Genomic DNA, 26,786 nt, shown 5'->3' with positions numbered 1-26,786 from the left:
TAAACATCTAGGAATTCTCATATCAATCTGTTCTATTCTTAAACTTTGATGAAATCGCCCTGTAATAATAGAGTACTAAGTGGCAAGCTCCATGTCGCCTATACTGATTATGCAAACATCAATATTAATTTGCATGCTACTACCAAGCAGCTAATAAAAATTAGACTGATTTAGGATATCTTTTTATAAAGCTAGTCGGGGTATGATATTTGGAGCGAATACACTTTAATATTTCGAACTTTGTATGGCGTTAGAGTTGAGTCCTGGGTATCGTCATGCTTTACCCAGGAATCAATTTTTTGAGAAGTTAAATGATCAATAAATACATGGCGCCAGGACCACGTAATATTTGAACTAACAATTCTTGCTTTTTCTGTTGAGCAATTTGTTGTAATGACTTAACGTCCTTAACTGGTGCTTTATTTGCAGAGATAATAATGTCTCCAGGTCTTAAACCAGCACGCCATCCAGCACTTGTTTCTGAAGCGCCAACGACTTGTACACCAATGACGTTACCATGAGGAGGTGTTTCTTGCTCAAAGTTTCTTAATGCCAGCCCATAAAGGAAAGGATTTTCTGATTGGAGTTTTTGCTCATGTGATTTAATGTCAGTAACAACTGCATCCAGGGAGATTGTCTTTCCATCACGTTGAACAACCATTTTAACATTTGAACCGACACGTAAGAGACTAATAGTTGTTTTTACCTGAGTCGCTTGTGTGATTTTTGTATTGTTAATTTGGGTAATAATATCACCTGATTTTAATCCAGCCCGTTCTGCAGGTGAATTTGGATTAACTTGTGATACCAATGCACCTTGAAAATCCTCAGGATATCCTAAAGAATGGGCAAGTTCAGGTGTTAAATGTTGAACAAATATACCCATTAAGCCTCGATGAATTGAGCCGAATTTAATAATTTGCTGTGCTACATCTTTTGCCATGTTAATGGGTATAGCAAAACCTATTCCCACATTACCACCGTAAGGAGAAAGAATTGCAGTATTAATCCCAATCAATTCCCCTTTTGTATTAACCAATGCACCACCAGAGTTACCTGGGTTAATTGCAGCATCAGTTTGGATAAAGTTTTCTACTCCCTCAATGTTTAAGTCGCTGCGTTTTAATGCACTAACGATACCAAAAGTTGCAGACTGACTATTACCAAAACTGTTTAAGCCGAAAGGATTTCCAATAGCAACTACAAAATCACCTACTTGTAATTGATCTGAATCGCCTATAGGCAATGATTTTAAGTTTGTAGCATTAATTTTTAATATAGCTAAGTCTGTTTCACTATCGCTGCCAATCAGTTTGGCTTTTAAGCGTCGGCCATCCTGTAACGTGATGGTGACAAGATTTGCGTTGCGAATTACATGATCGTTGGTAATAATGATCCCGTTTTGTGCATCTACGATAACACCAGAGCCTATACTTTCAAATTTACGTCCTTTTTCAGGAGCTGTTTGATTCGGCTGTCTGCTGTTTTGAGCTTCTTCATCATTGCCAGAAGAATTGGGTGATGTGGCACTAGCAGGTAAATAACCTTGTACTGCAACATTCACGATTGCAGGCATGATGTTTTTTAAGGCTGGGGCTAAACTCGGTATGGGAGCGGCATCTGCTTCGTTAGCCGCATAGGTAAATGAGGCTGTAAAAAGAAGCAGGGTACTTATAATGAATTTGATATGTTTAATCATATTATTAGTCCTGAGGTTGATCATTAAACCAGATTAAGGTAGCTATTCTACCTGTTTGTGACGTTCTTCGATAGGAATACAACTCATTTTTTAACTCAAAAGTACATAGTCCAGACTGATAAACTGCTTTAATATCTCTGGAGTTCAGAACAATTTCAGCAATTAGAGGCAAGTTAGCCAGCCATTGTCCGTTAACGGGTTTAAAAGCTTGCTTACTTAAAGGGTACTTAATGGCAAATGCTTGATATACCTCCTCACCCACTTCATAACACTTTTGACAAATTGATGGGCCTATCCACGCCAATACATCAGATGTGGGGCTCATCATTTTATCAAGCGTATTTTCAATAATACCCTGAGCTAGTCCTTTCCAGCCTGCATGAATAGCTGCAATCTCGGTACCTTGTACATTACAAAGCATGATAGGCAGGCAATCTGCAGTAAGAATCACTAAAGGGTGTTTCGACGAGCGAGTTATGGCGGCATCTGCATTTCTGTTTGAGTCTTCTTCTGCAATAACACAATGAGTACTGTGAGTTTGAGATAACCATTGAGGCTCACCAGGCAGATGCAACATCTCCACAAGTTGTTGCCTGTTTTTTAGTACATGTTGCTCATTATCTCCCACACCCAAGCCCATATTATTGCTGTCATAAGGAGCTTGGCTATATCCCGATAAACGTGTTGTACTCAGGGCCGTGACATTTTTTGGCGCCGGCCAATTAGCTAAGTTAGTCTTCATAATGCGCGTCCAATGTGTTAAGAAGAAGGTTAAAATCATCCGGCATTGGGGCCTTAAACGTCAACTCATTTTCTATTTTTGGATGATAAAATGAGAGGGTAGTGGCATGCAGTGCTTGTCTTTTAAAATCTTGGAGTACAGTACGTAACTGTTCGCTGGCATGAGCCGGGAATCTCATACGTCCACCATACAAAGGATCACCAACTACAGGATGATGGATGTGGGCTAAATGGACTCTTATTTGATGGGTTCGTCCAGTCATTAGATTGACATCTAATAAAGTAAAATCCTGATATTGTTTCTTTACGGAGTAATGGGTAATTGCTTGTCGTCCTTGCTCCTGAACGGCCATTTTTAATCGATTTCTTGGGTGCCGTCCAAAACCAGTATCAATCGTTCCACCAGAAATAATATGACCTTGTACTAAAGTAACATAATGACGCTGAATTTCGCGAGCTTGCATTTGTCGTATTAAAGAAGTATGTGCTGGTAGAGTTTTTGCTACGACTAATAAACCTGTTGTATCTTTATCTAATCGATGAATAATGCCCGCCCTGGGTAAATGGTATAAGGATGGTGCATGATGCAGCAACGCATTAACCAATGTATGTTCTTTATTTCCAGCTCCAGGATGAACTACCATATTTTCAGGTTTATTGAGTACTAGAATATCTTCGTCCTCATACACAATATTTAAAGGAATTTCTTCAGGCACACAATGATTGAAATCCAGGTCTGTTAAAGTAAAATCCACATTAATTTCAATCAAATCTCCATCTAGCACTTTGTCTTTGGGTTTGCATGGTTTTTGATTGAGAATTATTGTCCCGTTTTTGATCCAATTACTGATTTGCGAACGAGAATAGTCGGGAAGCAAATGCGCGAGCACACTGTCAATTCGTTGATTGTGATACTCGCGTGGAACAGTTAGTTTTTTATGAATATGTTCTATCATCAAATCGTTTCAGTCTCAACTGCGATGAGACGACCTCGTAATGAGTTAGGCAAGGCTTCACTGATTTGAACATCAACAAATTGCCCTATTAAATGCGCTGGACCGTCAAAGTTCACCACTCTATTGCATTCGGTACGACCAGATAGCTGTTGGGAGTCTTTTTTAGCGTGGCCAGTTACCAATAGTCTCTGGATACTTCCAGTCATAGACTGACTGTAACGAGATGCTTGCAGTAGCAGTCTGTTTTGTAATATCTGCAATCTTTGCTTTTTCACTTCGACAGGGGTGTCATCGGGTAAATTCGCAGCAGGGGTACCTGGTCTTGGACTGTAAATAAAACTAAATGAGGTATCGAAGCCTATTTCATGAACCAAATCCATCGTGTCCTGAAAGTCTTTATCTGTTTCTCCTGGAAAACCAACAATAATGTCCGTAGATAAGCGAATATCTGGACGTACTTTACGCAATTTTCTGATTTTGGATTTGAATTCTAAAGCAGTATAACCTCGTTTCATTAAGCCTAATATGCGGTCAGAACCACTTTGTACCGGTAAGTGCAGATGATTTGCTAACTCAGGTACTTCAGCATAAGCATTAATTAAATTATCTGAGAATGCTAAAGGATGTGACGTGGTAAAACGAATTCTACCTATTCCTTCTATGGCAGCAAGATAATGAATTAATAGTGCCAAGTCAGCAATATCTCCATTTTCCATCACCCCCCGATAATCGTTAACATTTTGCCCTAATAAATTGATTTCTCTAACGCCTTGAGTTGCTAATTGATAACATTCAGCAAGCACATCATCAAATGGTCGACTGATTTCTGTGCCACGAGTATAAGGTACAACACAGAAGCTGCAGTATTTGCTGCAACCCTCCATAATTGAGACAAATGCTGTCGGACCTTCGGCTCTTGGTGCGGGCAGGTGGTCAAATTTTTCAATTTCCGGGAAACTGATATCAACTACCGGTTTTTTCTTTTCCGCGCGTTCATTGAGTAATGCAGGAAGTCGGTGTAATGTTTGTGGGCCAAAAACGATATCGACAAAAGGGGCTCTTTTAATGATGTCTTCGCCTTCTTGACTTGCAACGCAGCCACCAACGCCAATCACTACATGCGGGTTTTTTGCTTTATATTCACGCCATTGGCCTAATTGAGAAAAAACTTTCTCTTGTGCTTTTTCACGAATAGAGCATGTATTGAGCAATATTACATCTGCTTCTTCAACGTTTTCCGTTTTGACTAAGCCATGCGATTGCAACAAAACTTCTGCCATTTTAGTTGAATCGTACTCATTCATCTGGCAGCCGTTGGTTTTGATGTATAATTTTTTAGCCATATCAAATCTACTTTAAAAATGTGTAGCCCGAGTGAAGGTAACAGGGGAACCCGGGTTCCGCTTTACTGTACCCAGGCGACTATATCCCAGGAAGTGTCGTATTATTTCATTAATGTACACTTTGGCAATAAGTTTCTTTAATTTTTGGTAAAATAATTAAGGCAATAAGCATCCCTATTGGAATAATAGCAAGTCCGGTATGGTAAGCTGCTAATGGATACACTCGAACATTTCCATTCAGCTCTCCTTTCCACATCCGGTCAAGGATGAAACCAATGAGTGGTTGTGCCAATGCAATACCTATCATATTCATCATGTTCATAAAACTTAAACCTGTAGCGACAGATTTTTTATTGCATAATTCTTTAGCTACAGTAAATGCAGGTAAAAAGCCTGCGGAAAAAATACCAAATGCAAAAAGTAAAATTTCCATATATATTTCATTACTAATTGGAGCAAAAATTAAAATCGTAGAACAGATAAGTGCCCCAATGCATCCTATGTACATAGGTGGCTTGCGTAAACCAATACGATTTGAAAACATTCCCCATAAGGGGCTGGCAATTGCCCAACCGATGAACACTAGAGAAATATAATTTGCTGCGGTTGTCTTGGTGATCGCCATTTTGGTCATCAAGAAGGGAACACCCCACAGTCCACAAAAAACCGGGGTTGCCATATACATTAGACCACCATAGCAAGCAACTAACCAAAGCTGCTTGTTTTTTATTAGTGTTAATAAGCTGGGTATTACGCGTTCCTCTTCAACTGGATGATGAGATATTTCCTGCTTTTCGGGAGTATCTTTAGCAATAGCAACAAGCAGGACAGCAAGAACAAGGCCAGTGGTTCCCATAATGAGCATGCTGTTACGCCAGCCAAAGTTATCAATTAATAATGCTAAAGGTGCTTCACCACCAATTGCTCCTAACATTCCCAAGGTAACCATGAGGCCAGTAAGCAAGGCAAAACGTTGTGCTGGAAACCAATTTGCAGCGAGTTTCATAGTACCTACGGCGGCAAAAGCTGAACCAAAGCCTATCATCAATCGAGCTACACAGGCCATAAAGAAGTTATCAGTCATTCCGAATGCGATAGTGCTCACAGCACAAACAATGGTCGCTAGAGTTAACAATCGTTGTGGACCAAAATAGTCCATTAACACGCCACCAGGTAATTGCATTGCTGCATAGGAATAGAAATAGACACCAGATAGAATTCCCAATGTTTGACTGGTAACTGCGAAATCTCTCATTAATTCGTTACTCATAACACTGGGAGACACTTGTAAAAGACATTCATAAAAATAAAATAAACAACCCAAGCCCCATACCATCCAAGGCATTATTGATTGTATCCTGAAATTAGCTACTGATTCGGACTGTGTATTGTAATATGTCATGCTTTTATAATTCTCCAAATTCATCTACATGGAATTGATCTTTTATAAACTACTTCAGTCATAAAGTAAGGGCTTAGTATTATCCCGGCCAATCATCTAAGGCATTCTTCAATCGCAAAAAGATGCTCGTATTTAATTTTCTCAACCTGCGCTTCTTCCTTACTCTGGCGCACTCTAAAATTTCATTTTGTGAGTATGCGAAGTATGTATTGTGAATAAAACTGGGAAAAGCCTCATAGGGTTAGGTTGCCAAAACCCTACATCACTTGTAATGCAGTTTTTTTATATCGCAAAGTCAACGGTCAACGTTATCACACAAACGTATAAATTTCACCATATAAAATATTAACAGATTGTACATAAATTGTCTACTACTCATTTGAGTAATCAGCCGGATCAATCACTACGCGAGTACCTTTCATACCATCACCCGGCAGGTCAATAAATTCTTCATTAAGCCAGCGGGCATCCTCAATAAACATCCTGACACAACCGTGACTTGCTCTGTATCCGGGTACTTCATAACTGCCATGCAGTGCATAGCCTCTGAAAAAATGCATGCAATAGGGCATTAGAGCGCCACCATCATTACCATCAGCTCTTCTCGGGAATACAGTGGAAACACAGTCTATATCTTGTTTTCGAATTACTCGAAAAGAACCTGTTGGTGTACTACACCCCCCAATAACACCAGTGCACTTTCCTATTCCTGATGAAATAGGCCCCCACCAGAGTAGTTCACCATCTTGATCGTATGCAGCCCACGCTAATTTTTTTTGACTTACATAAATTGTTTTTTCTCCTTCGGAGTCAATATATCTAGGGAAGGGTGAAACATCATAGATTGTCAAGCGATCGATGTTTTTGGGGACAGCAATAGTCATTCCTGGGCGTAATGAGACATTCATACGATTAATTCGTCGCACCATGTCTCGCTCTTCAGCATTAGGAAACAAATTATCCCAACTTTCGCCATTTTTAACTTTCATGCAAAAGTAATCTGGTGAATTACATAGAGTTTCACCGTATCGCGTATGGCCGAGAGCGAGCTGACTCATTGTCAATAAGTATATAGAGACTGTCATTGATATCATAAGTTTCATAAATGATCTCAATTTAAGCTGTTGTACTCTCTATAGCGACACTTTAAAAAATAACTTTAAAATTATATAAGCTCTATATTATTAACTTAATTAACCTATAATTTTTATAACTTATTGCTTGGTTAAAGAGTTGTTTTATTGTGCATTTATAACCTGAGTTTTTCATAACTCATGAAGATGGTGTACTTGTGGTGCTATGAAAAAATAGCTAATGGCCTTAGCTGGAATGGCGAGATGAACAATGAGGTAAACACTTAAAAAAGTTTAAAATAAATACGATTCCCTTACATGATACCAAGAGTAAGCTTGAAATGCTGCGCTTTAAGCAGATTATTAATTTACATCTTGTTGGCTCAAGGATGAATCCAATCAAATAGGTGATGCCACTTCGATTAAGATAAAATGTTCTCTCGTTACTTTTTCATGGAATATTCAGTTAAATTTAGGATAGAATCTTTCTAGGTGCTTTAATTTCTTTAATCGAAAAAAAGCCTCAGTCGCCAGCAAAGATAGGGCAAGATGCCTAGAGTAAATAGAGCTCAATTTACAAGGAAGCAACATAAAAAATCAATATATGAGATAGTCTATAATCATCGAGATGCCTCCTAATTTTCTAGGGTCTGTTGACAATTTCTTCATTAGCGTACGTTGCGTGCTTTATGCGCGAAAACCAGTAAAGGCCGATTTAAAAATAGGTACATTTTAGTGTGACTCTGTATCGTTTCCACTCATAAAGTGCAGGATTTAGGTGGAATTAAATGAAATGTCAATAGACTCTAATTAACATGTTGAAAAATTATGGCTAGTAATTTTAAAGTTAGCATACGCACTAGTATTATTACCTTATTTATTTTTTTGTTAAGTCTGGTAGGTTTTACTATCATTGGTATTAATTATCTGGCGTTCAATAAAGTTCTCAACAATAGTGCAAAGGATTTAATTGCAAAAACATCTTTGCTGGTTAAAGAACGATTTCATGTCTATTTAGACCCTTTAAACCATAGTTTAATTGAAATAAGAGATGCGATTGGTAATGATATTATTGACCCAGATAATCAGAAGTTATTTGGGCAATTTCTTTTTGAAACAATCCGATATAACCCCGAAATGTTTATGATTCATTATGGTGCAGCGAATGGTGATTTTTTTAATATAAATAGAGAAGGAAAAATAGGACTTCAATTAATCCACATAGTTAACTCCAAACCACCTTTTGCTAATATTCATTATGAGTTGGATAAACAAGGGAAAATAGTTAAAAAAGAATCGATTACCGGTCGCTATGATCCAAGAAGTCGTCCTTGGTACCAAGAAGTTGTACAAAATGGAAAACCTATATGGACTAATGCATATAAATTTTATCTGTTCGGTAAAAAGCCTGGTGTCACTGTTGCTGCTCCAATATACGATAAAAATAAAAAGCTAAAAGGGGTTGTTGCAATTGCACTAACAATCAATGGGCTACAACAATTTATCAACGAACTGGAATTGACGAAAAACACGATGATTTATGTCATTAATAATGATTCAAACATCATCGCTTTTCGTGATCCCCGACGTCACGAGGACATTCGGGGAAAAAAATTAGATCCTGATTTGATAAAGAAGCTTGATATTCCATCAGATTTACTAAGAGTTAATGATTTTCATCCAATAAAAAACTCTTATGTGTATGAACATCAAAGATATTTTTACTCATACCAACCGATATTCAATAAATCGGGGGCTGGACCTTGGCATATTATCATCATTACCCCTGAATATGATGCGATAGCACCTCTTCAAAAGTTAAGCAAAGGTTATATCCTTTTAACTATCTTCGTTTTATTTATTGGCGTAATGTTAGTTCGTATCGTCTCACAGCGAATATCAACTCCTATCATTCAATTAGCTGAAGAGGCAAAAAAAATCAGGATGTTTAATCTTGGCTCAAGGCCATTGCTAAAAACTATGATTAAAGAAGTGAGTTATTTGGATCGAGCGTTATTTACCTTACGCTCAAGTTTAACCTCTTTTCAGCGTTATGTTCCTCGTTCTTTAGTCAAAAAATTAGTGCGTACTAGAAAAGTCGCCGAGGTTGGCGGCCAAAATCAAATAACTACCATTTTATTTTCTGATATCCAGAATTTTGCAACAATTTCAGAATCAACTTCTCCTCAAAAATTGATGACTTATTTATCTGATTATTTTCAGTGTATGACTGAAGTAGTGATTCAACATGAAGGTACACTTGATAAATACATTGGTGATGCAGTTATGGCCATTTGGAATGCTCCTGTAAAAGATGAACAACATGTATTTCATGCTTGTGAAACAGCCAGAGCGATGCAAGAACGTATTAAAAAGTTAAATCAAAAGCATAAGAGAGAAGAGTTTCCTGAATTTAATATCCGAATTGGTATTCACACCGGTGAGGCCATTATTGGTAATGTAGGCTCTGAAGACAGACTTAGTTATACGGCCTTAGGTGATTCAGTGAATTTAGCAAGCCGCTTGGAATCAATTAATAAAAATTATTATACTCAAATTATTGTGAGCCATGATACGTTCACCCACGTATCTGAAAAATTCCCTTTTCGCTTATTAGATAAGGTTGCTGTACGAGGTAAACGGAAAAGCATCGCGATTTATGAACTAATCACTGCTCAAGATCTTGAAAATCTTAAGCAACACAAAGAAGAATTTACTGAAGCATTTTCCCTATATCAAAAAGGCCTTTGGGAAAAAAGTATCAAAGCTTTTATGAGGCTTACTCCTGCCTACCCAGGAGATCAATTGGCCTCAGTATATATTGAACGCTGTCGAATTTTAGAAAACACATCGCCTGCTCATTGGGATGGCGTTTGGCGCTATGAACATAATTGAAGAAAGATTTTTATGTCTATGCTTTTAAGAGAGTTTTTCGATGCCTGCAATCAAGAAATTCAGTAAAATTCATCTCTAGTTTGCATTGCCGATATTGGCGGAACGATATGATGTTGATGACCCTGTCATCAAGGTGGAGCAAATTGATAATCAATAACAACGCCCCAGGAGGTTTTTGAACAATTGGTTCGTAATGAAAAATCAAAAGAATTAAACCCAACTGGGCTCAGTTGAAAATATAAAAATTGTAGCCTTGAGCACAATGAAAGTGCATTCAAGGCGTTGACTCCAACATGCTTCTCGCTAGATTATAGGTCAATAATATTAGGAGGAAGCTGACGCATCTGATTCTGAATGGTTTGGAGAAACTTTTTGCCAAGCTTCATGCACTTGTGCCAGCAATGAATTGGACTGAGCTAATAGTTCCTTGTCATTATTAAGATTGGCCTTTAACAGCAAATATTCAATATGCATGTATATTTGGAGTAAGTTCTTTGCTATGTCGCCGCCTTGTTCATGATTTAAACTGGTTTTTAAGCCTTCGATAATACTTAGTGCTTTACTAATATGTTCTCCTTTTTCTTGAATTTCACTTCGATCAATATTGCCTTGGGCTGTGGCAATATGAGTTCTTGCCCCTTGTAATAACAAATTGATTAGTTCATGGGGTGAGGCTGCATCAATACGAGTTCTTAATTCAATAGTCTTATATTGATTTATAACTTGTTGATAAGAATTTTTCATCAATAATACTCCAATCATTTGGTTTTGAATTTCGGTAGATTCGACAAAATTTGAGTAAGCGTATTGCTGGTGTTTTGCATCTGTGAGATTAAGAGATCTACGGCATTCCATTGTCTATAGTATCTTTGTTCAAGAGTGATGCTGCGCTCGTTTATGCGCTCTTGCATTTCGTCCAATTGTTTTGCTTGAGTATTTAAACGATCGATTCTTTCAGCAATTTCGCCATCTTCATCCACCAGTGACTCTAAATAACTATCAATCATTGAGGCTAATCCATCACTGACAATAATTTGCCCTCGATTCCCAACGAGTCCTGAAATTACATCAATCGATAATGTATTAAAGTCACCAGTGCCATTTAGAGTAATTCCATCTGTTGAGGTGGCTAAAATGCCTCCTATGCTACCAGCCATACTCACTCCAGGAGTATATTCGTTTAAAATAACGTTATATGCTCCTGCAGCAACTTCAGTATCAACGGAGTTAATTTTAATATTTGGATCAGTGGCAGTTATTTTTTTTGCAAATAAATTGCTGATATCTTGATAATTATTATTAATCGCATCGTCAAACAATTCGGGATCAATTTCTAATAATCCATGTTTATCGCTGGTAATCCCCAAGTCAGCAAGACTTTTAATTGAGCCAACAGTAGTTAATGGGTTAGTGGCCAGGTTATATAAGTTTGTTTTTAATGCCCTTAACTTATCGTCGCCTTGCAAAACACCTCTTTTTCTAGTTTCCATATCGAAACCAGTTAAAGTGGTGATGAAATTAAGAAAATCATTGTATTTTTTGACGAAATCATTAATTAAACCTTTTAGATGTTCTACATCCTTTTTTACTGTTAGGGTGACTGTAGTTGCAGGATCGGCCTGTTGTAAGTCGAGAGTGACTCCAGTAATCGCATTTTTAAATTGATTATTACTTTCACTCAGAAGCAAGCCATTAATTTGCACTTGGCTGTTTTGAGCAGCCATAGTTTGAGTTAGTGAGGCATTATTCGTTGTGGGATCATAATTCAAAGCAGCTAGACTACCTGTAATTTGCATTGCGTATTTTTCACCTGTTTGCGATGAGGTGAGGGTCAATCTTGAACCGATGCTGTCTTGTACAATTGATGCTGTAACACCAGCATTTGCAGCATTAATTGCATCGCAAACTGCAGTAAGGCTGTCATTTCCTGAATTGATGTTAATTGTTACTGGAGACACATCAGTATTTTGTGTAAACGTTGAATTATTATTACTGTATGTACCAAAATTTATAGTGATGCTACCACTACCTATTGAAGAACTGTTGCTAGTGAAGTAGTTACTTACAAGGCTTTGTGACTGGGCCAATTGGTTCACTTTAATTTGATATAGGCCTTCAATTGCTTGTCCGGTAAGAGAAGCAGAAACATATCCAGTTTCGCTGAGCAAGCAATTCATTTTATTAAACTCACTGGCATGAGATAGGGAATCGAGTGTTGTTTGAAAGCTGGACATGGCACTTTTTAGTTGCCCAAAAGCAGATAATTCGGTAGTAACGGAGTTAAGCTTTTTATCATGTCGCAATTGTAGAGGCATGAGATCGGCTTTCACCATGCTTTCGACCATTGCTTTAATATCCAAACCTGACCCAATGCCTGGAGTTGATAGGCCCATAATATTCCCTTATTTGTTCTCGTAATTTCAATGAAATTACGTTTTATCCATAAATTGCATTAAACATGTTTGTCTATAGAACCACTAATAATCCCATCAAGCAAGTTTAGTAAATGCAAATACTCGTCGGAGGGTATTTTGCGGATTATTTTGTCTGAGATTTTTTCGGTGACTATAGTTTGCAAAAGGCCGGTGGTGTGATCTATGGCTTGCTTTGTATCTATATCTAGATTCAAAGCTGATGTGGCGCATTTTGTCACAGGTTTAATGTTTTTATCATTTAGTTTGACTGAATCTGTTTGTAGCAATTTATTGTTTGCTGGAGGTATCGATTCCATAGTCATTTTTTAACTCCTTTCCCTTGATTGGTACCCTTAATCATTGGGACATAAATAAGCCGAAAAGCGGCAAGCGCCGCATTTCGGTTTTTTACCTTTACAACTATCCTAACAAGGAAAGAACAGATTGTGGCATTGCATTTGCTTGGGCCAACATTGCTGTTCCTGCTTGTTGCAGGATTTGGTTTTTAGTTAAACTCGCCATTTCTGCTGCATAATCAGTATCTTGAATACGGCTGCGCGCAGCAGACATATTATCAGATACGTTTTGCAGGTTAGCTACCGTAGCATCAAGTCGGTTTTGCAAAGCACCTAATGCAGCTCTGTTATTGGTAACGCTATCTAAAGCAGAGCTAATTCTCAGTATAGCTTGTTCTGCACCAGATTGAGTTGTAATGTCAATGCTATTGACCCCATTGGTATCCAGGCTGATTGTGCTTGATAAGCCAATATCAGCTACAGTTCCACCCAAAGTAATGGTTTGAGCCGCACTCATGGTGAGCTTTCCACGTAAGGTAGAAGCAAATGAACCGGCTGCAACTGTGAGTCCATCAGTACCAGCAGTAAATCCGGTACCACTTTCAGTTACTGCAATGTTTCTTCCATCGGCCGCAGTTAAAGTCATGCTACCACCATTTAGTGAAGCCACTACTCCGGTTTGACTACTTACCGCATTGATTGCATCCAGAAGGTCGGTATTGGTCATTGCAGTGGATACGTCCTGGTTGGTAAATATATCAACACCATTAATGTTCAAGTTATAAGTATCAGCTGCGGTTCCACCGATAGCTCCAACAGTTGCACTACCACTAGTTGATGCCGTTACTGTTAAACCAGGAACACCTGCTGCATTAATCGCTGCCGCTTTGGCATATGCAGATGAACTGTCTTGGCCGGTTGCTGTGCCTACATAGTTTGCAGAAGAGCTAATGCTGATTGCTGAGCTGGTACCAAGAGCAACAGTAATATCAGCAGCAGCATTACCTGTTACTGTGCTACCTTGTTGATAAGCAATGCTACCTATTGTCGAAGATGCAATACTGTTTATCGAAAACGAAAGAGTTTCACCAGCATTTGAACCAATTTGAAGAGAAGCATTGGTATAAGATCCATTCAAAATGCTTTGACCATTAAATTGCGTACTTAAAGCAATATGGTCCATTTCACTTAGAAGATTATTTACTTCATTTTGTAATGATTGACGGTTGCCTTGGCTGTAGGTTCCGTTCGCAGATTGAAGCGCCAACTCTCTCATACGTTGTAAAAGATTCGTCGATTCTTGCATCGCACCTTCAGCAACTTGTGCCAGTGAAATACCATCATTAGCATTTTTTACAGCTTGATCCATACCGCGAATTTGAGATGTCATATTTGTTGCAATTGCTAATCCTGCAGCATCATCTTTAGCACTATTAATTTTTAAACCAGATGATAACCTTTGAATCGCAGTAGCCATAGCGTTACTTGATTTGGACAAGTTACGTTGAGCAACTAGCGACGGTACGTTGGTATTAATAATTTGAGCCATAGTTATAGTCTCCTCAGACCTAAATCCCTGGTTTGGGACATTTGTAAATTGGTAAATTCCTTTTTAATGGCGAATTTACCGTACGCATAAAAGTTATCGGACGCACTACGAAAAACTTTAGGTTTATGCATGCTATTTTTCAAAAAAAGAGAGAATTTATTTATTAAAATGAGAGTGTTGTATTTTTTGTTCAATTTGTTTTTTCATGCTGAAGGACCTAAATTGTGGTTTCTTATTGCCAAAATGAGAAATGCAATACTTACAGATTCAAGATACAAGCCTGGGTGCATCCTAGAGAAATTCGGGGCTGGATTTTGAAATAGTGTTCCACCTCGGGTTCTGAGAAAAATCTCGATCCAAGTCAATGTGCATTTAAGAATATTTTTTTCTGTGTATAATATTATGATTTTATAATCTTAGGTTCCAATTATGAGTTGGTTTAAAAAACTATTACCTTCACGAGTCAGTACGGACTCTTCTCAAAAAAAAGGAGTTCCCGAAGGTTTATGGCTGAAATGTTCAGGGTGTAATGAAGTTCTTTATAGTACAGAATTAGAAAGAAATTTAATGGTTTGTCCATCCTGTAACTTTCACCACAGAATATCTGCACGAGTCCGAATTAAGCAATTTCTTGATGAGGGAGGCCAGGAAGAAATTGCTGCATCACTAGAGCCCCAAGATCGATTAAAGTTTAGAGATTCAAAAAAATATAAAGACAGAATCGTGCAAGCTCAAAAAGCAACTGGCGAGAAAGAAGCTTTGATCATTGTAAAAGGGACGTTATTACAACAACCTGTAGTTGTTGGCTCCTTTGAGTTCAATTTTATGGGTGGTTCCATGGGCGCTACTGTCGGAGAGAAATTTGTTCGTGCAATTGAAGTAGCGACAAAAGAGCAAAGACCATATATTTGTTTTACTGCCAGCGGTGGCGCACGTATGCAAGAAGGACTTTTTTCCTTAATGCAAATGGCAAAGACGTCAGCCGCTCTTGCCCAGTTTGCTGAAATCGGTTTGCCTTTTATAGTGGTTCTGACTGATCCGACTATGGGTGGAGTTTCTGCGAGTTTTGCAAGTCTTGGTGATGTGATTATTGCTGAACCTAATGCCTTAATTGGCTTTGCTGGTCCAAGAGTTATTGAGCAAACTGTAAGGCAGACCTTACCCGAGGGATTTCAACGGAGTGAGTTTTTGTTAGAACATGGCCATATTGACATGATTCTGGAACGAAAAGATATCCGTCCAGTTGTTTCTGAGTTGATATCTAAATTGACACGCAAGGGAGCAGGGGATTCAATTGCCAAAGCAGTCTCGTATTAAACCGTCCACGAAGCATGCTATAGAGAGAAGTGCGAGGATACACGACTGAAGTATGTGCAATGTCATATGAGAGTCTGAATACTGTAACAATGGAGTAATCTTTATCTATGGTAGCGTTTCGAAAGAGGTCCGTTGATGAGTGGCTACACGATTTGGAAACTAGAACTACTCATGAAATACAGCTTGGCTTAACACGTATTATGGAAGTTGCAAAAAAATTATCTCTGCAACTTCCAGGTTGCCCCGTTATTACTGTAGGTGGTACTAATGGAAAAGGATCAACAGTTACTGCCCTTGAAACAATTTATCATGTTGCCGGATATAAAGTAGGTGCTTATACGTCACCACATCTTATGCATTTTAACGAACGCATTCGCGTCAATCTAACTCCTATTTCTGATGAGGACTTGTGTCAGGCCTTTAGTATTATTGAAGAAATTCGAGGAGAAACCATATTAACTTATTTTGAAATGACTACCTTGGCAGCATTGTGGCATTTCAGAAAAATGCAATTGGACGTCATTATTCTAGAAGTTGGGTTAGGGGGGCGTTTAGATGCTACGAACATCGTTGATGCAGAACTATCCATTATTACTACCATAGATTTTGACCATCAGGATTACCTGGGTAATACGCTTGAAGCAATTGGATATGAGAAAGCGGGCATCCTTCGTTCCGGTAAACCGTTTATTTACGCGGATGTCCATCCCCCCACGTCAGTCACAGATACAGCAAAACAACTTGTTGTTCCTACTTATTTTTGGGGACAAGAATTTTCAATTCAAGAGCAAGATTCTACCTGGAATCTCCATTACAACAATCAGCTTAAGCTTTCTTCAATTTATGGGCTACCGAAACCTTCTATTCAGCTAAAATCAGCGGCTGCTGCAATTACTGCTTGTCTTTTACTGGCACATTATTTACCTGTGACGCATAACCATTTTCAAATTGCTATGCAACGTATTTTTATTCCTGGTCGCTTGCAATTGCATAAAGATACAGTGAGCACTATATTTGATGTATCTCATAATTCTCAATCGGCAAAATTGCTCGCAAATACGTTACGCACGATGAAAAAAGCAAAAGTTCATGCTGTATTTTCAGCATTGAAGGATAAAGATATTTTAGGGCTTATTATGCCATTAAAGGATTGTATTGATCATTGGTATCCGGCACAATTGCATAACAAACGTGCTGCTAGTGAGGATTTATTGCTCACATTCTTTAAGAATGCAGAAATTCCTGTGGAAATTTGTTATAATAGCCCGCTTATAGCTTTTGAAACAGCGTTGAAACAAGCTAAACCTGGTGACTTAATTGTTGTTTATGGGTCTTTTTTTACTGTGAGTCATGTAATGGCTAATAGGAGATTCAATGAAATTAGTAATTGATGAAAAGCTAAAACATCGTTTGGTTGGTGTGGCTGTTGTTTTATCATTAGGAGCAATTTTTCTGCCCGCAATGATGAAAAAATCAAGCCAGCGCCTTGAAAATAATTTCAGTGTAAATGTACAGTTACCTCCTAAACCAACTAGCCCTAATGTAGTGATGACTGATGAAAAGGAAATGTTTGAAACTATAAAAGTGGCTAAGGTTCAAATTCCTCCTGCTGCAGAGCATAAGGGATCAGACCTTGGTAAAGAAGACTTCATTCAATCTATTCAAGTAGCTGATGATGCAGCTGTTTCTGTTGCTAAAGCAACTTCTGTACCTAAGGTAGACGAAGTAGCTAAACCAATTGAGTTAGCTTTAAGTAATGCTGCTAAAAATGTTGTTAAAAAACAAATAAATGTAGCAACTGTATCTAAACCAGCTAAACCAGCTATACAAGCTAAACCAGTTAGACCGGCTGCAAAAGTAAATATTGCAACGATTAAAAAACCGACAGTTGCTCAAGCAAATAACAGAGGTTCATTGCGCAAACAGAGTATTTATGCTGTTCAATTGGCTTCTTTTTCACGATTGGCTAATGCTCAAGCTTTGGTAAGTAAATTACGTAGCAAGGGGTATAAGGCAAATTACGTCAAAATTACTGGAAGACAAGGTTCGATTTATAAAGTTTATGCCGGACACTCACCTGTTAAAAATGATGTAATGAAATTAAAAGTTCAATTAGCAAGCGCCATGCAGTTGAATGGTTTCATAGTCAATACCGGAGTTAGCTAATCATGCAATTTCAATGGGTTGATATAATTTTAATAATCGTTATTGGTTTATCCACTATTACTGGCTTATTAAGAGGGTTCATTAAAGAGTTTATTGCTTTAGGAGTATGGATCTTAGCTGTTTGGGCCGGGTACAACTATTCAAACAGTCTGAATCCTTGGCTGCAACCTTATATACAAGATCAATCAATTCTTTCAATAATTGGCTTTATTGGTGTTGTGCTTGGCGTTTTAATCGCTGGCGGTATCGCTAATGCAATATTAGGTCTGTTTTTAAAGGGAAGTGGCCTAGGTGCTATGGACAAAGTTTTAGGCGGTGGTTTTGGCTTTGCTCGTGGTGTTTTTATTCTATCGCTTATTTTCGCAGTGCTCAGTATGACTTCTATTCCTTATCAGCAATATGTTCAAAGTTCTAGAGTTTATAATCAGCTGTTACCTGTTATCAGTTGGGTTTCTGGATATTTACCTGGACTAATTAATAAAGCAAAACAGACTGTATCAGTAAACGAGTCATTTAAACTTATCGATATAATTCCTGAGACTTGATGTATTCATAGATTGCGTAGGGGAGCTTGTTTTTAACTTCAGCTCCCTTTTTTATTTCTTCCCGAATAGAAGTAGAAGAAATTTCATAATGACCTGCATCAAATAGAAAAACGATTCCAGCTTGAGTCCTCAGAAGTTCCTTTTTGCTTTTACTTTGATGTTTTTTCAAAAATTTTCGCATGATCTCTGGGGTAGGCTGATCAGCAAACTCAACTCTATTGATGACTAACAAATTAGCCAGCGTAATGATTTTCTCCCATTGATACCAATGAGGTAATGATAGAAAAGCATCATGCCCGATAATTAATGTTATGGATGCATTAGGATATTCCAACCTGAAACTCAGCAAAGTTTCAACCATATATGATGGGGTATCACGTTTTATCTCGCGTAAATCAAGCTTAAAGTCTGGTATATCTTTTATTGCCAGGTTTATCATCTCTATTCTTTGAGCATTATTAGCCAGAGATGGTGGTTTTATAGTTGGTATTTTGCAAGGGAGAAAAATATAGGAATCAAATTTAAAATAGTTCTGTATGGTGATACTGGCTTGCAAGTGGCCATTATGTATGGGATCAAATGTACCACCAAAAATAGCTATGCTATGCATGTATCACCTATTAATTTACCTAAACAAAGTGAAAGAGTAGTGTTTTCGAGGGAGCTCCATACCTGAGTAGATTGGTTGGTGGATTTAATTCGTTCATCGATTAAATAGCAGTATCGATGGAGCTGTTGCAACATGGTTTTATTGAGGCGATTACAACATGCCTTATAGAGATTGATGCGTTGAGGCCAAATCTTTAATTGGCTGCAAGCACTTTGAATATCAATTTTTTGTTCTATTAAATAAGTCAGCTGCATGATTAATCTTATTTCTTGGCTTAGTAACCATAAGACTAAAGTTGCCTCTGTTTTGTTATTGGCGGCATGTCGTAAAATCTGAATTGCTTTGTCACCTTGACCAAGCAAGCAAGCATCTACTAATTCAAATAGATCATGGTCACATTGATCGGATAAGTGTTCCAGTACATGTTGTGTCTCAATTTTGCAATTGGGGATACTGGACAAGGCAATTTTTTCAATGACTTGGGAACAAGCTAACATATTTCCCTGAGTGTATTGATGAATTAAATCGGGAACCTGAGGATCATAATTCATAGAGTTTTTCTTTAACTGCATGGCTATCCAGCTTTTTACTGCTTCTGAATTAAGTGGATAAGCCAGGATAAGCACGACATGTTCGTGAGAAGATAACCATTGCAATTGTTTTGCGGGTACATTGGGTGCTCTAATAGCGATAAAGCAACGTGAATTAATCGAGTTGAGGTATTCAGTTAAAATTTTCTTTCCGGTGGCATCAATTGACTTCTTATCATAAAAAATATTTAAAAATACAATCTCCGAAAATAAAGAATAACTGTTTGCCTCTTCTTTGACTCCATTCCAATCTTCTGCTGACTGAATGGATATAATTTTTTCATCACAATTATAATTCTTTTTAATGGTTGATTTTATGGTAGCTAACGAATCTTCCAACAAGTAATTATCTTGCCCGATAATCATATAGAGCGGTGCAATCTTTTTTTGTATTTGCTGGGCAAGCATTTGTTGTCTGATTTGCATGATCATTTTAACTTGAGTGTGTAATGTGTACGTGTAGCTTTTTCCTTACTCAAGACACTCCCTTTCTTAGCTAAGTGGAGGTTTTTGTAGATGGCTAAGTCGATAAATTATTTGGGTTACCGCATCTTGCTTCATTTCTCCAATTAAAATGCTTTCTTCATCTTTAGAACCTAAAATTCGGTCATTATTTAGTGTAAGCTCTCTAGAAACATTTATTTGTTCTGGTGTATCTGAAATTTGACCTGAGCGAGCTTTCAATACGAATGATACAGTCAATGTTATCGTATACTGTCTAGGATTTGTACTTGCACCAATACTGATAATTTGTTGATTTAAATTCACTTCGTCAATAATAAGCCAATACTTGGCTTGAGCGGGATCAGGATTCACATCAATTTTGGATCCCTCAAGTCGGGATTGCAATATCGAGACAAACTGTTTGTCATTATTTTCAGAAATAATGGCTACGTTATTAAGCCAATTAGGTACATTACTAATGCCACGTAGATGAAAGCCACAAGCTGAAAGCAACAACATCAGTAGCATAGGCAACATACAACGTAACGTCACAAATTGATATTGTGACCGTCCCGCAGGCTGTCCATGAAGCCGATGCGGAACATTAGACATATCAGAGTAATTGAATTTCATTAGCTAACAACCAAGTTAATTAATTGCCTGTGTGCAACAACGATAGCTTTTTTGACTGTTTTATCGGCCAGAAAATCTTTTACATGTTCTTTTGCTGTAGCAATTAATAGCTCTTCTGCTGTATCCACACCAGCGGTAAATTGAGCTCGCAGTTTTCCATTAACCTGAACTACGTAATCTACCTCATCGGTTTTTAGGGCGCCTTTATCTACTCTTGGCCAATTAGCATCAATAATTGCTTTTTCAAAACCTAATTGTTGCCATATATGATGTGTAATATGAGGCGTTATAGGAGCCAGCAATCGCAACAGTATACTCATGCTTGAATGAATAAAGAACTTATCTTCTTCAGTTTCTATGGAGTAACTGGATAGTTCATTAAATAGCTTCATACAACCTGAAACAACGGTATTGAATTGATTACGATCATAATCATGAGTTGCTTGTGCGAGAATTTGATGCACAACATGGCGTGATTTCTTTAAACGGCTTTCTGCTTGCTGCCAATTAACATGTCCATTGCCACTTAGAATGATATCATTGACTTCAATAAACATATTTTGATGCTGATAGGCAAAGGTCCAAATTCGTTTTAGAAAACGATGCGCACCTTCTACAGCAGCATCTGACCATTCCAACGATTGCTCTGGAGGCGCAGCAAACATAACGAATAAACGTGCTGTATCCGCACCATAGGTGTCAATCAGATGGTTGGGGTCGACGACATTACCCACAGATTTAGACATTTTATGCCCATCTTTTAAAACCATTCCTTGAGTTAACAGCGCCTTAAATGGTTCATCTGAATTAACTAAGCCTTCATCTCGCATTAACTTGTGAAAAAACCGAGCATAAAGTAAATGCATCACAGCATGTTCAATACCACCAACATATTGATCTACAGGAGTCCAATATTTCGCTCGGTCATCAAGCATGGCATTTTCCTGGCCTTTACATGCAAAACGCGCATAATACCAGGACGATTCAACAAACGTATCAAAAGTATCTGTTTCACGAGAGGCATCTTGGCCGCACTTGGGGCAACTTACATTCACGAATTCTGGGCATTGAGCAAGTGGTGAGCCTGTACCTGTAAATGTTACATTTTCTGGTAAAACAACAGGAAGATCTTCATCTGGAACTGGAACGGTACCGCATTGTTCGCATAAAATCATGGGAATAGGGGTACCCCAGTATCTTTGTCTTGATACACCCCAATCACGCAATCTATAGTTGATTGTTGCTTTTCCTGTATCATGTTCCTCAAGGAAAGCAGTTATGGTCTCAACTGCCTGAGAAGAGCTTAATCCATCAAACTGACCAGAATGAATCAATGTTCCTTCCCCAGTATAAGCAGATTTGCTTAGATCATGTTTTGTTCCATTTGTAGGATGTATGACTTCTTTTATAGGTAATTGATATTTTTGTGCAAATTCCCAATCTCTTTGATCATGTGCTGGAACTGACATTACTGCGCCAGAACCGTATTGCATGAGTACAAAATTTGCCACCCATATTGGTAGTTCTTCACCAGTTATGGGATGGATTGCGGTCATACCTGTGTCCACACCTCGTTTTTCCATGGTAGCAAGTTCTGCTTCAGCCATTTTAGTGCCCTGGCAGCTATCGATGAACTCTTTGACTTCTTTACGAGTTGTTGCTGCCTCTTTGGCGATAGGGTGATCTGTTGCGACTGCAAGATAGGTTGCACCCATTAAAGTATCAGGACGAGTAGTATAGATTTTTAGGCGTTTAGGATAATTAGTGACGTTAAAATGAATCTCTGTCCCAGTGGAGCGACCTATCCAATTGCGCTGCATTTGTTTTACTTGTGCAGGCCATTCATCCAATGTATCAAGAGAGCTGAGCAGTTCATCAGCATAAGCTGTAATTTTAATAAACCATTGTGAAATTTCTTTTCGCTCGACAAGTGCACCCGATCGCCAACCGCGTCCATCAACAACTTGTTCATTGGCTAAAACGGTTTGATCTACTGGATCCCAATTTACTACAGCGTTTTTCTTGTAAACTAAACCTTTTTCAAATAGACGAATAAAAAACCATTGTTCCCATCGATAATATTCAGGTGTGCAAGTACAAATTTCACGTCGCCAATCATAGGCATTCCCAAGACGTAAAAACTGCTTTTTCATGGACTCTATGTTTTTTTTAGTCCATTCAGCAGGGGGGATTCCATTTTTGATGGCTGCATTTTCAGCAGGTAAACCAAATGCATCCCATCCTATCGGTTGCAGAACATTTTTACCCAATGCACGCTGATAACGAGCAATAACGTCGCCAATAGTGTAGTTACGAACATGCCCCATGTGCAATGTTCCACTCGGGTAGGGGAACATGGATAAGCAATAAAATTTCTCTCTGTTTAAATCTTCTGAAACATTAAATGATTGTTTTTTATGCCAATACTGTTGAGCTTGTTCCTCAACTTCTTGTGGTATATAGGTATTATCCATAGTCCGAATTTTTAAGTGACTCTAAATCGCTAAGGATAACTCCTCTTGTCTCTGCCAGCAATAGATTATTGCTGGAATAAGCGACGAAGTTGAATAAATAGTATAAAAATAAGAAAAACTGAACAAAAAATTAGAGATGGATACTCATGCCAAATAATCCAAGGAGTAAAACCTTCTGCTGGAAATATATTACTTTGTAGTAGTCCTGAGCTAAATGGAGGAAGACTTTCTACTATATCCCCATTTGAATCAATTACTGACGATAAGCCATCGTTATTGACGACTACTTGATATCGACCGGTAAGCAAAGAAAGTATTTGAGCCATTTGTAATTGTTGATAACTAGCCAATGAGTGTCCAAACCAGCCATTATCGCTAATTGAAACGATCCATTGGGCTTTGGGCATTTGTTCACGTAAAATGTTCGGATAGGCAATCTCATAACAAATAAGACTTGCTATTGGATGATTTTCAATGCGAATTAGAGACTGTTTTCTTCTTCCTGGTAATAAATTGGGTTCGGGTAAATTCAGCCAATGATTAATTGCAACAAGGGGTTTGGGAATGTACTCTCCGAAGGGAACAAGTTGACGCTTAAGTTTTTTTCCTTTAGCTTGCCCAAGCGTAATTACTGAATTGTAATAATTCGTTTCGTTATCATCTGTTGGCTGTAAAATGCCTACCATAAGTGCGCTGTTGGCTTTCAGTGCCTTATTGTTCAATTTTTGCAAATATTTATCCAAATAACTTGCAGGAAGTGGTATGGCTGACTCCGGCAAAATAATTAATTGTTTTCCCAAGAGCTTATTAATTGCATTCTCATAGTACTTTAATAAATTCCAAAATAAAGTTTCATCCCATTTATCGCGCATTGATAAATTCGCTTGTATAGCGCCAATACTCACGGGTTCTTTTTTGATATGAGACCATGAAATATTTTTGCACAACATTGGACTTATAATAATTAATACAATTACGATTAGATAGTGATAACGTTTTTGAGAATTTTGTGAAACAGCTAAAGTGAGTAATGTAGAAATAAAGGTGCATACCAAACTTAGTCCATAGACGCCTAAAATAGGCGCGATGTATTTAATTGGGGTATCAATGAGGATGGTACCTACTAGTAACCAGGGAAATCCGGTAAATAAAGTAGCACGACAATATTCACTTAAACACCATAAAACGCAGAATAGAGTTAAGGACAGCAGTTTTCGATTGTTTAGTTCAAGTGATTTATACAGATAAGCAACCAGGGCAGGGAAGAGTGAAAGATATGTAATGAAAATTAAAGTTACTAACCCTGCAAAGAAATAATTGAGCTGCCCATAGTCATGAATACTGACTATGACCCAGGAAACTCCAAAACCGAAATAGCCGGTTCCATAAAGAAAACCTAGATAAAAGCCTTGCTTTATGGAGCAATTTTGCAGGCTCGAATAGAGAAATGCCAAACTTAATAAGGTCAATCCTGGTATATGAAATGGGGCAAAACCAAAAGGCGCAAGCAGGCCTGCTATAAATACAAAGAAATATTTAACATAGCCAAGATGCATTGAAGAATTTAATGGAATAGAATTGGCTAAAGCAGTTTGCTTCATGGCTGTTAAAAAATTATAAAATGATAAGATAATTGAGTCCGTTATTCAGGTCAAGAATTAGTGGAATATTTTAATCTTGTCACCTGTTGTAGCTTGGCGGAAACGGAGCAGAAACCAGGGGTAATGTAGCATATATTTTCTGGTTTCCGCCTCGCTTTAACCCAGCTAGAATTTACTCTATTATTTTTTCAGAACATAAGTTCCAGGTGCATCACAAATCGGTCTTAAATCCTTTTGAGGATTACCTAGAGCTGGTGGTTTCTTTTTTGTACCGGAATGCTCTTTAAGCCATTTTTCCCAAGCTGGCCACCAGGAATCTTTAAAATGCGGGGCTCTCTCTAACCAAACTTCAGGTGCTAAATGTTTATCATCTAATTTATGAGTGAGCATTTGATAACTGCGCCCAGGATTTCCCGGTTCATTAATAATCCCTGTGTTATGTCCTGCATTAGTCAATACAAAGGTAATATCACTATCTGTGAAGTAATGAATTTTATAAACGGATTTCCAAGGTGCTATATGATCTTTGATAGTACTTACTGAAAAAATTGGCACGGTGATGTCAGCAAGATTAATATTATCATTAAGAATTTTAAAACGTCCTTCAACTAAGTCATTATTTAAAAACAAACGACGTAGATACTCGCTATGCATTTTGTACGGCATTCTAGTAGTATCGTAATCCCATGCCATTAAGTCACTTACTTTCTGTCGTTTACCTAATAAATAATCATAAACTACACGAGACCAAATGAGATCTATTGACCTTAACATGCTAAACGCACCAGCCATCTGCGAACCTTCCAAATAACCTTTTTCCCACATGATATCTTCAATGTAAGTGAGTTGGTTTTCATCAATAAATAATTGCAGTTCGCCCGCATCCTGAAAATCGGTTTGTGCTGCAAACAAAGTCATCGTTTTTAATCGGTCGTCATTACTAGCTGCCATTTTTGCAGCAACCATAGTTAATAAAGTGCCTCCGATACAATAACCAACCGTATGAATTTTTTCTTCCGGAATAATTTGATTAATTGCTTTTAATGCATCCATCACTCCATGTATTGCGTAATCGGAAAAATCTAAGTCTCTATCTTCAGAGGTTGGATTTTTCCAGGAAATCATAAATACAGTGTGTCCTCTATCCACTAAAAATTTCACCATGGAGTTATTAGGCGATAGATCGAGTATGTAGTACTTCATAATCCAAGCTGGAATGATTAAGATCGGTTCAGGATGAACTGTTGCTGTTGTTGGTTCATATTGGATAAGTTCTATTAAATGATTTCTATAAATAACTTTACCAGGTGTTACTGCTAAGTTCGTTCCTACCTTATATTGCTCACTACCTGCTGGCGGTTTGTTATTCAGATATCGGTTGATGTCATCAATAAAATTATTCCATCCTTTGATAAAATTCATGCCCTGTTCATTTATTGCGGTAGCAATGATTTCTGGATTCATTCCGGGAATATTCGACGGAGCAAAAATGTCCAAAATTTGGCGTGTTACAAAATTAACAATATTCTCATGATGCTTGGAAACTCCTCGAAGTTGAGTTGTTGCATTATCCCACCATTCTTCAGTTAATAAAAAAGATTGACTGTATATATTGAATGGAAATTGAGACCAAGATTCATTTTTGAAACGATGATCGGTTTGGCGGACTTCGATACAAGGTTCGCATTTACCCTGGCTTTGTTGTTGAATGTATAATAGTAACTGCCCCAGTTTTTTGAGTGCATTTTTGTTTAAATCAATTCGTTGTGCCGGAGAAAAAAGCAAATAAATTAGCCAGTCTGCAAAAGACATCATCAGCGCTCCTGGTGATAACCAGTTGCAAAATTGGCTGATTGTAGTGTGGAATAGTTTATCGAAATTCAGTCCTTCATAGTCAGTTTTTTCTGATTCGGTTAATAAGGAGTCTTGAGTTTTATGGTTGGATTTTGGAGACTTCCTTTTTGATTTATTCATGACAACTCCCTTTGAGAATTCAAGATTTTTTTACTATAGTCCTTTTTAAACATTATGCATCAAA

At 37.8% G+C, this 26,786-nt stretch carries 21 protein-coding genes; 5 read left to right on the top strand and 16 right to left on the bottom strand.

All coding sequences use genetic code 11. The annotated features are described in order from the left end of the window. Window positions 1-307 precede the first annotated feature (307 nt). The 6 genes from DGG96_RS08005 to DGG96_RS07980 all read right to left on the bottom strand — a co-directional run bounded on the left by DGG96_RS08005 (window position 308) and on the right by DGG96_RS07980 (window position 7,244). On the bottom strand, window positions 308-1,699 hold the full coding sequence (locus DGG96_RS08005; protein WP_165831591.1) for a Do family serine endopeptidase: 1,392 nt from the start codon (window positions 1,697-1,699) through the stop codon (window positions 308-310). Between the two features lie 4 nt (window positions 1,700-1,703). Next, the gene (pgeF, locus tag DGG96_RS08000; RefSeq protein ID WP_110142211.1) at window positions 1,704-2,441 is read right to left on the bottom strand and encodes a peptidoglycan editing factor PgeF; all 738 of its coding nucleotides are present in this window, start codon (window positions 2,439-2,441) and stop codon (window positions 1,704-1,706) included. Beyond that, window positions 2,431-3,396 carry a 23S rRNA pseudouridine(1911/1915/1917) synthase RluD gene (gene rluD / locus DGG96_RS07995; protein WP_110142210.1) on the bottom strand — a complete coding sequence of 322 codons (966 nt, stop codon included), beginning with the start codon at window positions 3,394-3,396 and terminating at the stop codon, window positions 2,431-2,433. The genes pgeF and rluD overlap by 11 nt, the downstream gene beginning before the upstream one ends. After that, complete coding sequence (miaB, locus tag DGG96_RS07990) at window positions 3,396-4,739, bottom strand: tRNA (N6-isopentenyl adenosine(37)-C2)-methylthiotransferase MiaB (protein WP_110142209.1); 1,344 nt, start codon at window positions 4,737-4,739, stop codon at window positions 3,396-3,398. The genes rluD and miaB overlap by 1 nt, the downstream gene beginning before the upstream one ends. A 109-nt stretch (window positions 4,740-4,848) precedes the next feature. Continuing rightward, on the bottom strand, window positions 4,849-6,141 hold the full coding sequence (locus DGG96_RS07985; RefSeq protein ID WP_110142208.1) for an MFS transporter: 1,293 nt from the start codon (window positions 6,139-6,141) through the stop codon (window positions 4,849-4,851). A gap of 371 nt (window positions 6,142-6,512) precedes the next feature. Beyond that, a complete protein-coding gene (locus tag DGG96_RS07980; RefSeq protein ID WP_110142207.1) occupies window positions 6,513-7,244 on the bottom strand; it encodes a L,D-transpeptidase in 732 nt (243 codons plus the stop codon). Between the two features lie 798 nt (window positions 7,245-8,042). On the opposite strand from DGG96_RS07980, the gene DGG96_RS07975 reads away from it, so the two are divergent. Further along, window positions 8,043-10,109 carry an adenylate/guanylate cyclase domain-containing protein gene (locus tag DGG96_RS07975; RefSeq protein WP_110142206.1) on the top strand — a complete coding sequence of 689 codons (2,067 nt, stop codon included), beginning with the start codon at window positions 8,043-8,045 and terminating at the stop codon, window positions 10,107-10,109. Between the two features lie 324 nt (window positions 10,110-10,433). Here the strand turns inward: DGG96_RS07975 and fliS are convergent, their stop codons facing one another. From fliS to DGG96_RS07955, 4 genes are all read right to left on the bottom strand, one after another. Continuing rightward, the gene (gene fliS, locus DGG96_RS07970) at window positions 10,434-10,853 is read right to left on the bottom strand and encodes a flagellar export chaperone FliS (protein ID WP_110142205.1); all 420 of its coding nucleotides are present in this window, start codon (window positions 10,851-10,853) and stop codon (window positions 10,434-10,436) included. Between the two features lie 14 nt (window positions 10,854-10,867). Then, window positions 10,868-12,502 carry a flagellar filament capping protein FliD gene (gene fliD / locus DGG96_RS07965; RefSeq protein ID WP_110142204.1) on the bottom strand — a complete coding sequence of 545 codons (1,635 nt, stop codon included), beginning with the start codon at window positions 12,500-12,502 and terminating at the stop codon, window positions 10,868-10,870. Between the two features lie 59 nt (window positions 12,503-12,561). Further along, window positions 12,562-12,846: a FlaG family protein gene (locus DGG96_RS07960; protein ID WP_110142203.1), complete on the bottom strand. Its 285-nt coding sequence runs from the start codon at window positions 12,844-12,846 to the stop codon at window positions 12,562-12,564. A gap of 97 nt (window positions 12,847-12,943) precedes the next feature. Beyond that, window positions 12,944-14,368, bottom strand: a complete 1,425-nt coding sequence (locus tag DGG96_RS07955; protein WP_110142202.1) for a flagellin N-terminal helical domain-containing protein — start codon at window positions 14,366-14,368, stop codon at window positions 12,944-12,946. A 429-nt stretch (window positions 14,369-14,797) separates the two neighbouring features. Between DGG96_RS07955 and accD the strand changes: the two genes are divergently transcribed. From accD to DGG96_RS07930, 4 genes are all read left to right on the top strand, one after another. Next, on the top strand, window positions 14,798-15,685 hold the full coding sequence (gene accD, locus DGG96_RS07945) for an acetyl-CoA carboxylase, carboxyltransferase subunit beta (RefSeq protein WP_110142200.1): 888 nt from the start codon (window positions 14,798-14,800) through the stop codon (window positions 15,683-15,685). A gap of 107 nt (window positions 15,686-15,792) precedes the next feature. After that, window positions 15,793-17,076, top strand: coding sequence for a bifunctional tetrahydrofolate synthase/dihydrofolate synthase (gene folC, locus DGG96_RS07940; RefSeq protein ID WP_110142199.1), 1,284 nt, complete (start codon window positions 15,793-15,795; stop codon window positions 17,074-17,076). Further along, window positions 17,060-17,851 carry an SPOR domain-containing protein gene (locus DGG96_RS07935; protein ID WP_110142198.1) on the top strand — a complete coding sequence of 264 codons (792 nt, stop codon included), beginning with the start codon at window positions 17,060-17,062 and terminating at the stop codon, window positions 17,849-17,851. The genes folC and DGG96_RS07935 overlap by 17 nt, the downstream gene beginning before the upstream one ends. Window positions 17,852-17,853: 2 nt before the next feature. Further along, complete coding sequence (locus tag DGG96_RS07930) at window positions 17,854-18,396, top strand: CvpA family protein (protein ID WP_110142197.1); 543 nt, start codon at window positions 17,854-17,856, stop codon at window positions 18,394-18,396. Here DGG96_RS07930 and nadD read toward each other — a convergent pair. The 6 genes from nadD to DGG96_RS07900 form a co-directional block, all read right to left on the bottom strand. Beyond that, on the bottom strand, window positions 18,371-19,006 hold the full coding sequence (nadD, locus tag DGG96_RS07925) for a nicotinate-nucleotide adenylyltransferase (protein WP_110142196.1): 636 nt from the start codon (window positions 19,004-19,006) through the stop codon (window positions 18,371-18,373). The genes DGG96_RS07930 and nadD overlap by 26 nt on opposite strands. Beyond that, window positions 18,994-20,022: a DNA polymerase III subunit delta gene (gene holA, locus DGG96_RS07920; protein ID WP_110142216.1), complete on the bottom strand. Its 1,029-nt coding sequence runs from the start codon at window positions 20,020-20,022 to the stop codon at window positions 18,994-18,996. The genes nadD and holA overlap by 13 nt, the downstream gene beginning before the upstream one ends. Before the next feature lie 66 nt (window positions 20,023-20,088). Next, complete coding sequence (locus DGG96_RS07915) at window positions 20,089-20,673, bottom strand: LPS-assembly lipoprotein LptE (protein ID WP_110142195.1); 585 nt, start codon at window positions 20,671-20,673, stop codon at window positions 20,089-20,091. Next, on the bottom strand, window positions 20,673-23,147 hold the full coding sequence (gene leuS, locus DGG96_RS07910; protein ID WP_110142194.1) for a leucine--tRNA ligase: 2,475 nt from the start codon (window positions 23,145-23,147) through the stop codon (window positions 20,673-20,675). The genes DGG96_RS07915 and leuS overlap by 1 nt, the downstream gene beginning before the upstream one ends. 65 nt (window positions 23,148-23,212) lie before the next feature. Further along, entirely contained in the window at window positions 23,213-24,748 is a 1,536-nt protein-coding gene (gene lnt, locus DGG96_RS07905; RefSeq protein ID WP_110142193.1) for an apolipoprotein N-acyltransferase, read from the bottom strand. Window positions 24,749-24,928: 180 nt separating this feature from the next. Next, window positions 24,929-26,722: a PHA/PHB synthase family protein gene (locus DGG96_RS07900; RefSeq protein WP_110142192.1), complete on the bottom strand. Its 1,794-nt coding sequence runs from the start codon at window positions 26,720-26,722 to the stop codon at window positions 24,929-24,931. Window positions 26,723-26,786: the final 64 nt, after the last annotated feature.

This window comes from Legionella qingyii (assembly GCF_003184185.1).
Note: the sequence above shows the minus strand (reverse complement) of the source record. Positions and strands in the feature narration are given on the sequence as shown.

What these genes read in the sequence shown, in the direction of transcription:
- DGG96_RS08005 (WP_165831591.1), bottom strand. Translation starts at nt 1,699, where the DNA reads ATGATTAAACATATCAAATTCATTATAAGTACCCTGCTTCTTTTTACA.
- pgeF (WP_110142211.1), bottom strand. Translation starts at nt 2,441, where the DNA reads ATGAAGACTAACTTAGCTAATTGGCCGGCGCCAAAAAATGTCACGGCC.
- rluD (WP_110142210.1), bottom strand. Translation starts at nt 3,396, where the DNA reads ATGATAGAACATATTCATAAAAAACTAACTGTTCCACGCGAGTATCAC.
- miaB (WP_110142209.1), bottom strand. Translation starts at nt 4,739, where the DNA reads ATGGCTAAAAAATTATACATCAAAACCAACGGCTGCCAGATGAATGAG.
- DGG96_RS07985 (WP_110142208.1), bottom strand. Translation starts at nt 6,141, where the DNA reads ATGACATATTACAATACACAGTCCGAATCAGTAGCTAATTTCAGGATA.
- DGG96_RS07980 (WP_110142207.1), bottom strand. Translation starts at nt 7,244, where the DNA reads ATGAAACTTATGATATCAATGACAGTCTCTATATACTTATTGACAATG.
- DGG96_RS07975 (WP_110142206.1), top strand. Translation starts at nt 8,043, where the DNA reads ATGGCTAGTAATTTTAAAGTTAGCATACGCACTAGTATTATTACCTTA.
- fliS (WP_110142205.1), bottom strand. Translation starts at nt 10,853, where the DNA reads ATGAAAAATTCTTATCAACAAGTTATAAATCAATATAAGACTATTGAA.
- fliD (WP_110142204.1), bottom strand. Translation starts at nt 12,502, where the DNA reads ATGGGCCTATCAACTCCAGGCATTGGGTCAGGTTTGGATATTAAAGCA.
- DGG96_RS07960 (WP_110142203.1), bottom strand. Translation starts at nt 12,846, where the DNA reads ATGACTATGGAATCGATACCTCCAGCAAACAATAAATTGCTACAAACA.
- DGG96_RS07955 (WP_110142202.1), bottom strand. Translation starts at nt 14,368, where the DNA reads ATGGCTCAAATTATTAATACCAACGTACCGTCGCTAGTTGCTCAACGT.
- accD (WP_110142200.1), top strand. Translation starts at nt 14,798, where the DNA reads ATGAGTTGGTTTAAAAAACTATTACCTTCACGAGTCAGTACGGACTCT.
- folC (WP_110142199.1), top strand. Translation starts at nt 15,793, where the DNA reads ATGGTAGCGTTTCGAAAGAGGTCCGTTGATGAGTGGCTACACGATTTG.
- DGG96_RS07935 (WP_110142198.1), top strand. Translation starts at nt 17,060, where the DNA reads ATGAAATTAGTAATTGATGAAAAGCTAAAACATCGTTTGGTTGGTGTG.
- DGG96_RS07930 (WP_110142197.1), top strand. Translation starts at nt 17,854, where the DNA reads ATGCAATTTCAATGGGTTGATATAATTTTAATAATCGTTATTGGTTTA.
- nadD (WP_110142196.1), bottom strand. Translation starts at nt 19,006, where the DNA reads ATGCATAGCATAGCTATTTTTGGTGGTACATTTGATCCCATACATAAT.
- holA (WP_110142216.1), bottom strand. Translation starts at nt 20,022, where the DNA reads ATGCAAATCAGACAACAAATGCTTGCCCAGCAAATACAAAAAAAGATT.
- DGG96_RS07915 (WP_110142195.1), bottom strand. Translation starts at nt 20,673, where the DNA reads ATGAAATTCAATTACTCTGATATGTCTAATGTTCCGCATCGGCTTCAT.
- leuS (WP_110142194.1), bottom strand. Translation starts at nt 23,147, where the DNA reads ATGGATAATACCTATATACCACAAGAAGTTGAGGAACAAGCTCAACAG.
- lnt (WP_110142193.1), bottom strand. Translation starts at nt 24,748, where the DNA reads ATGAAGCAAACTGCTTTAGCCAATTCTATTCCATTAAATTCTTCAATG.
- DGG96_RS07900 (WP_110142192.1), bottom strand. Translation starts at nt 26,722, where the DNA reads ATGAATAAATCAAAAAGGAAGTCTCCAAAATCCAACCATAAAACTCAA.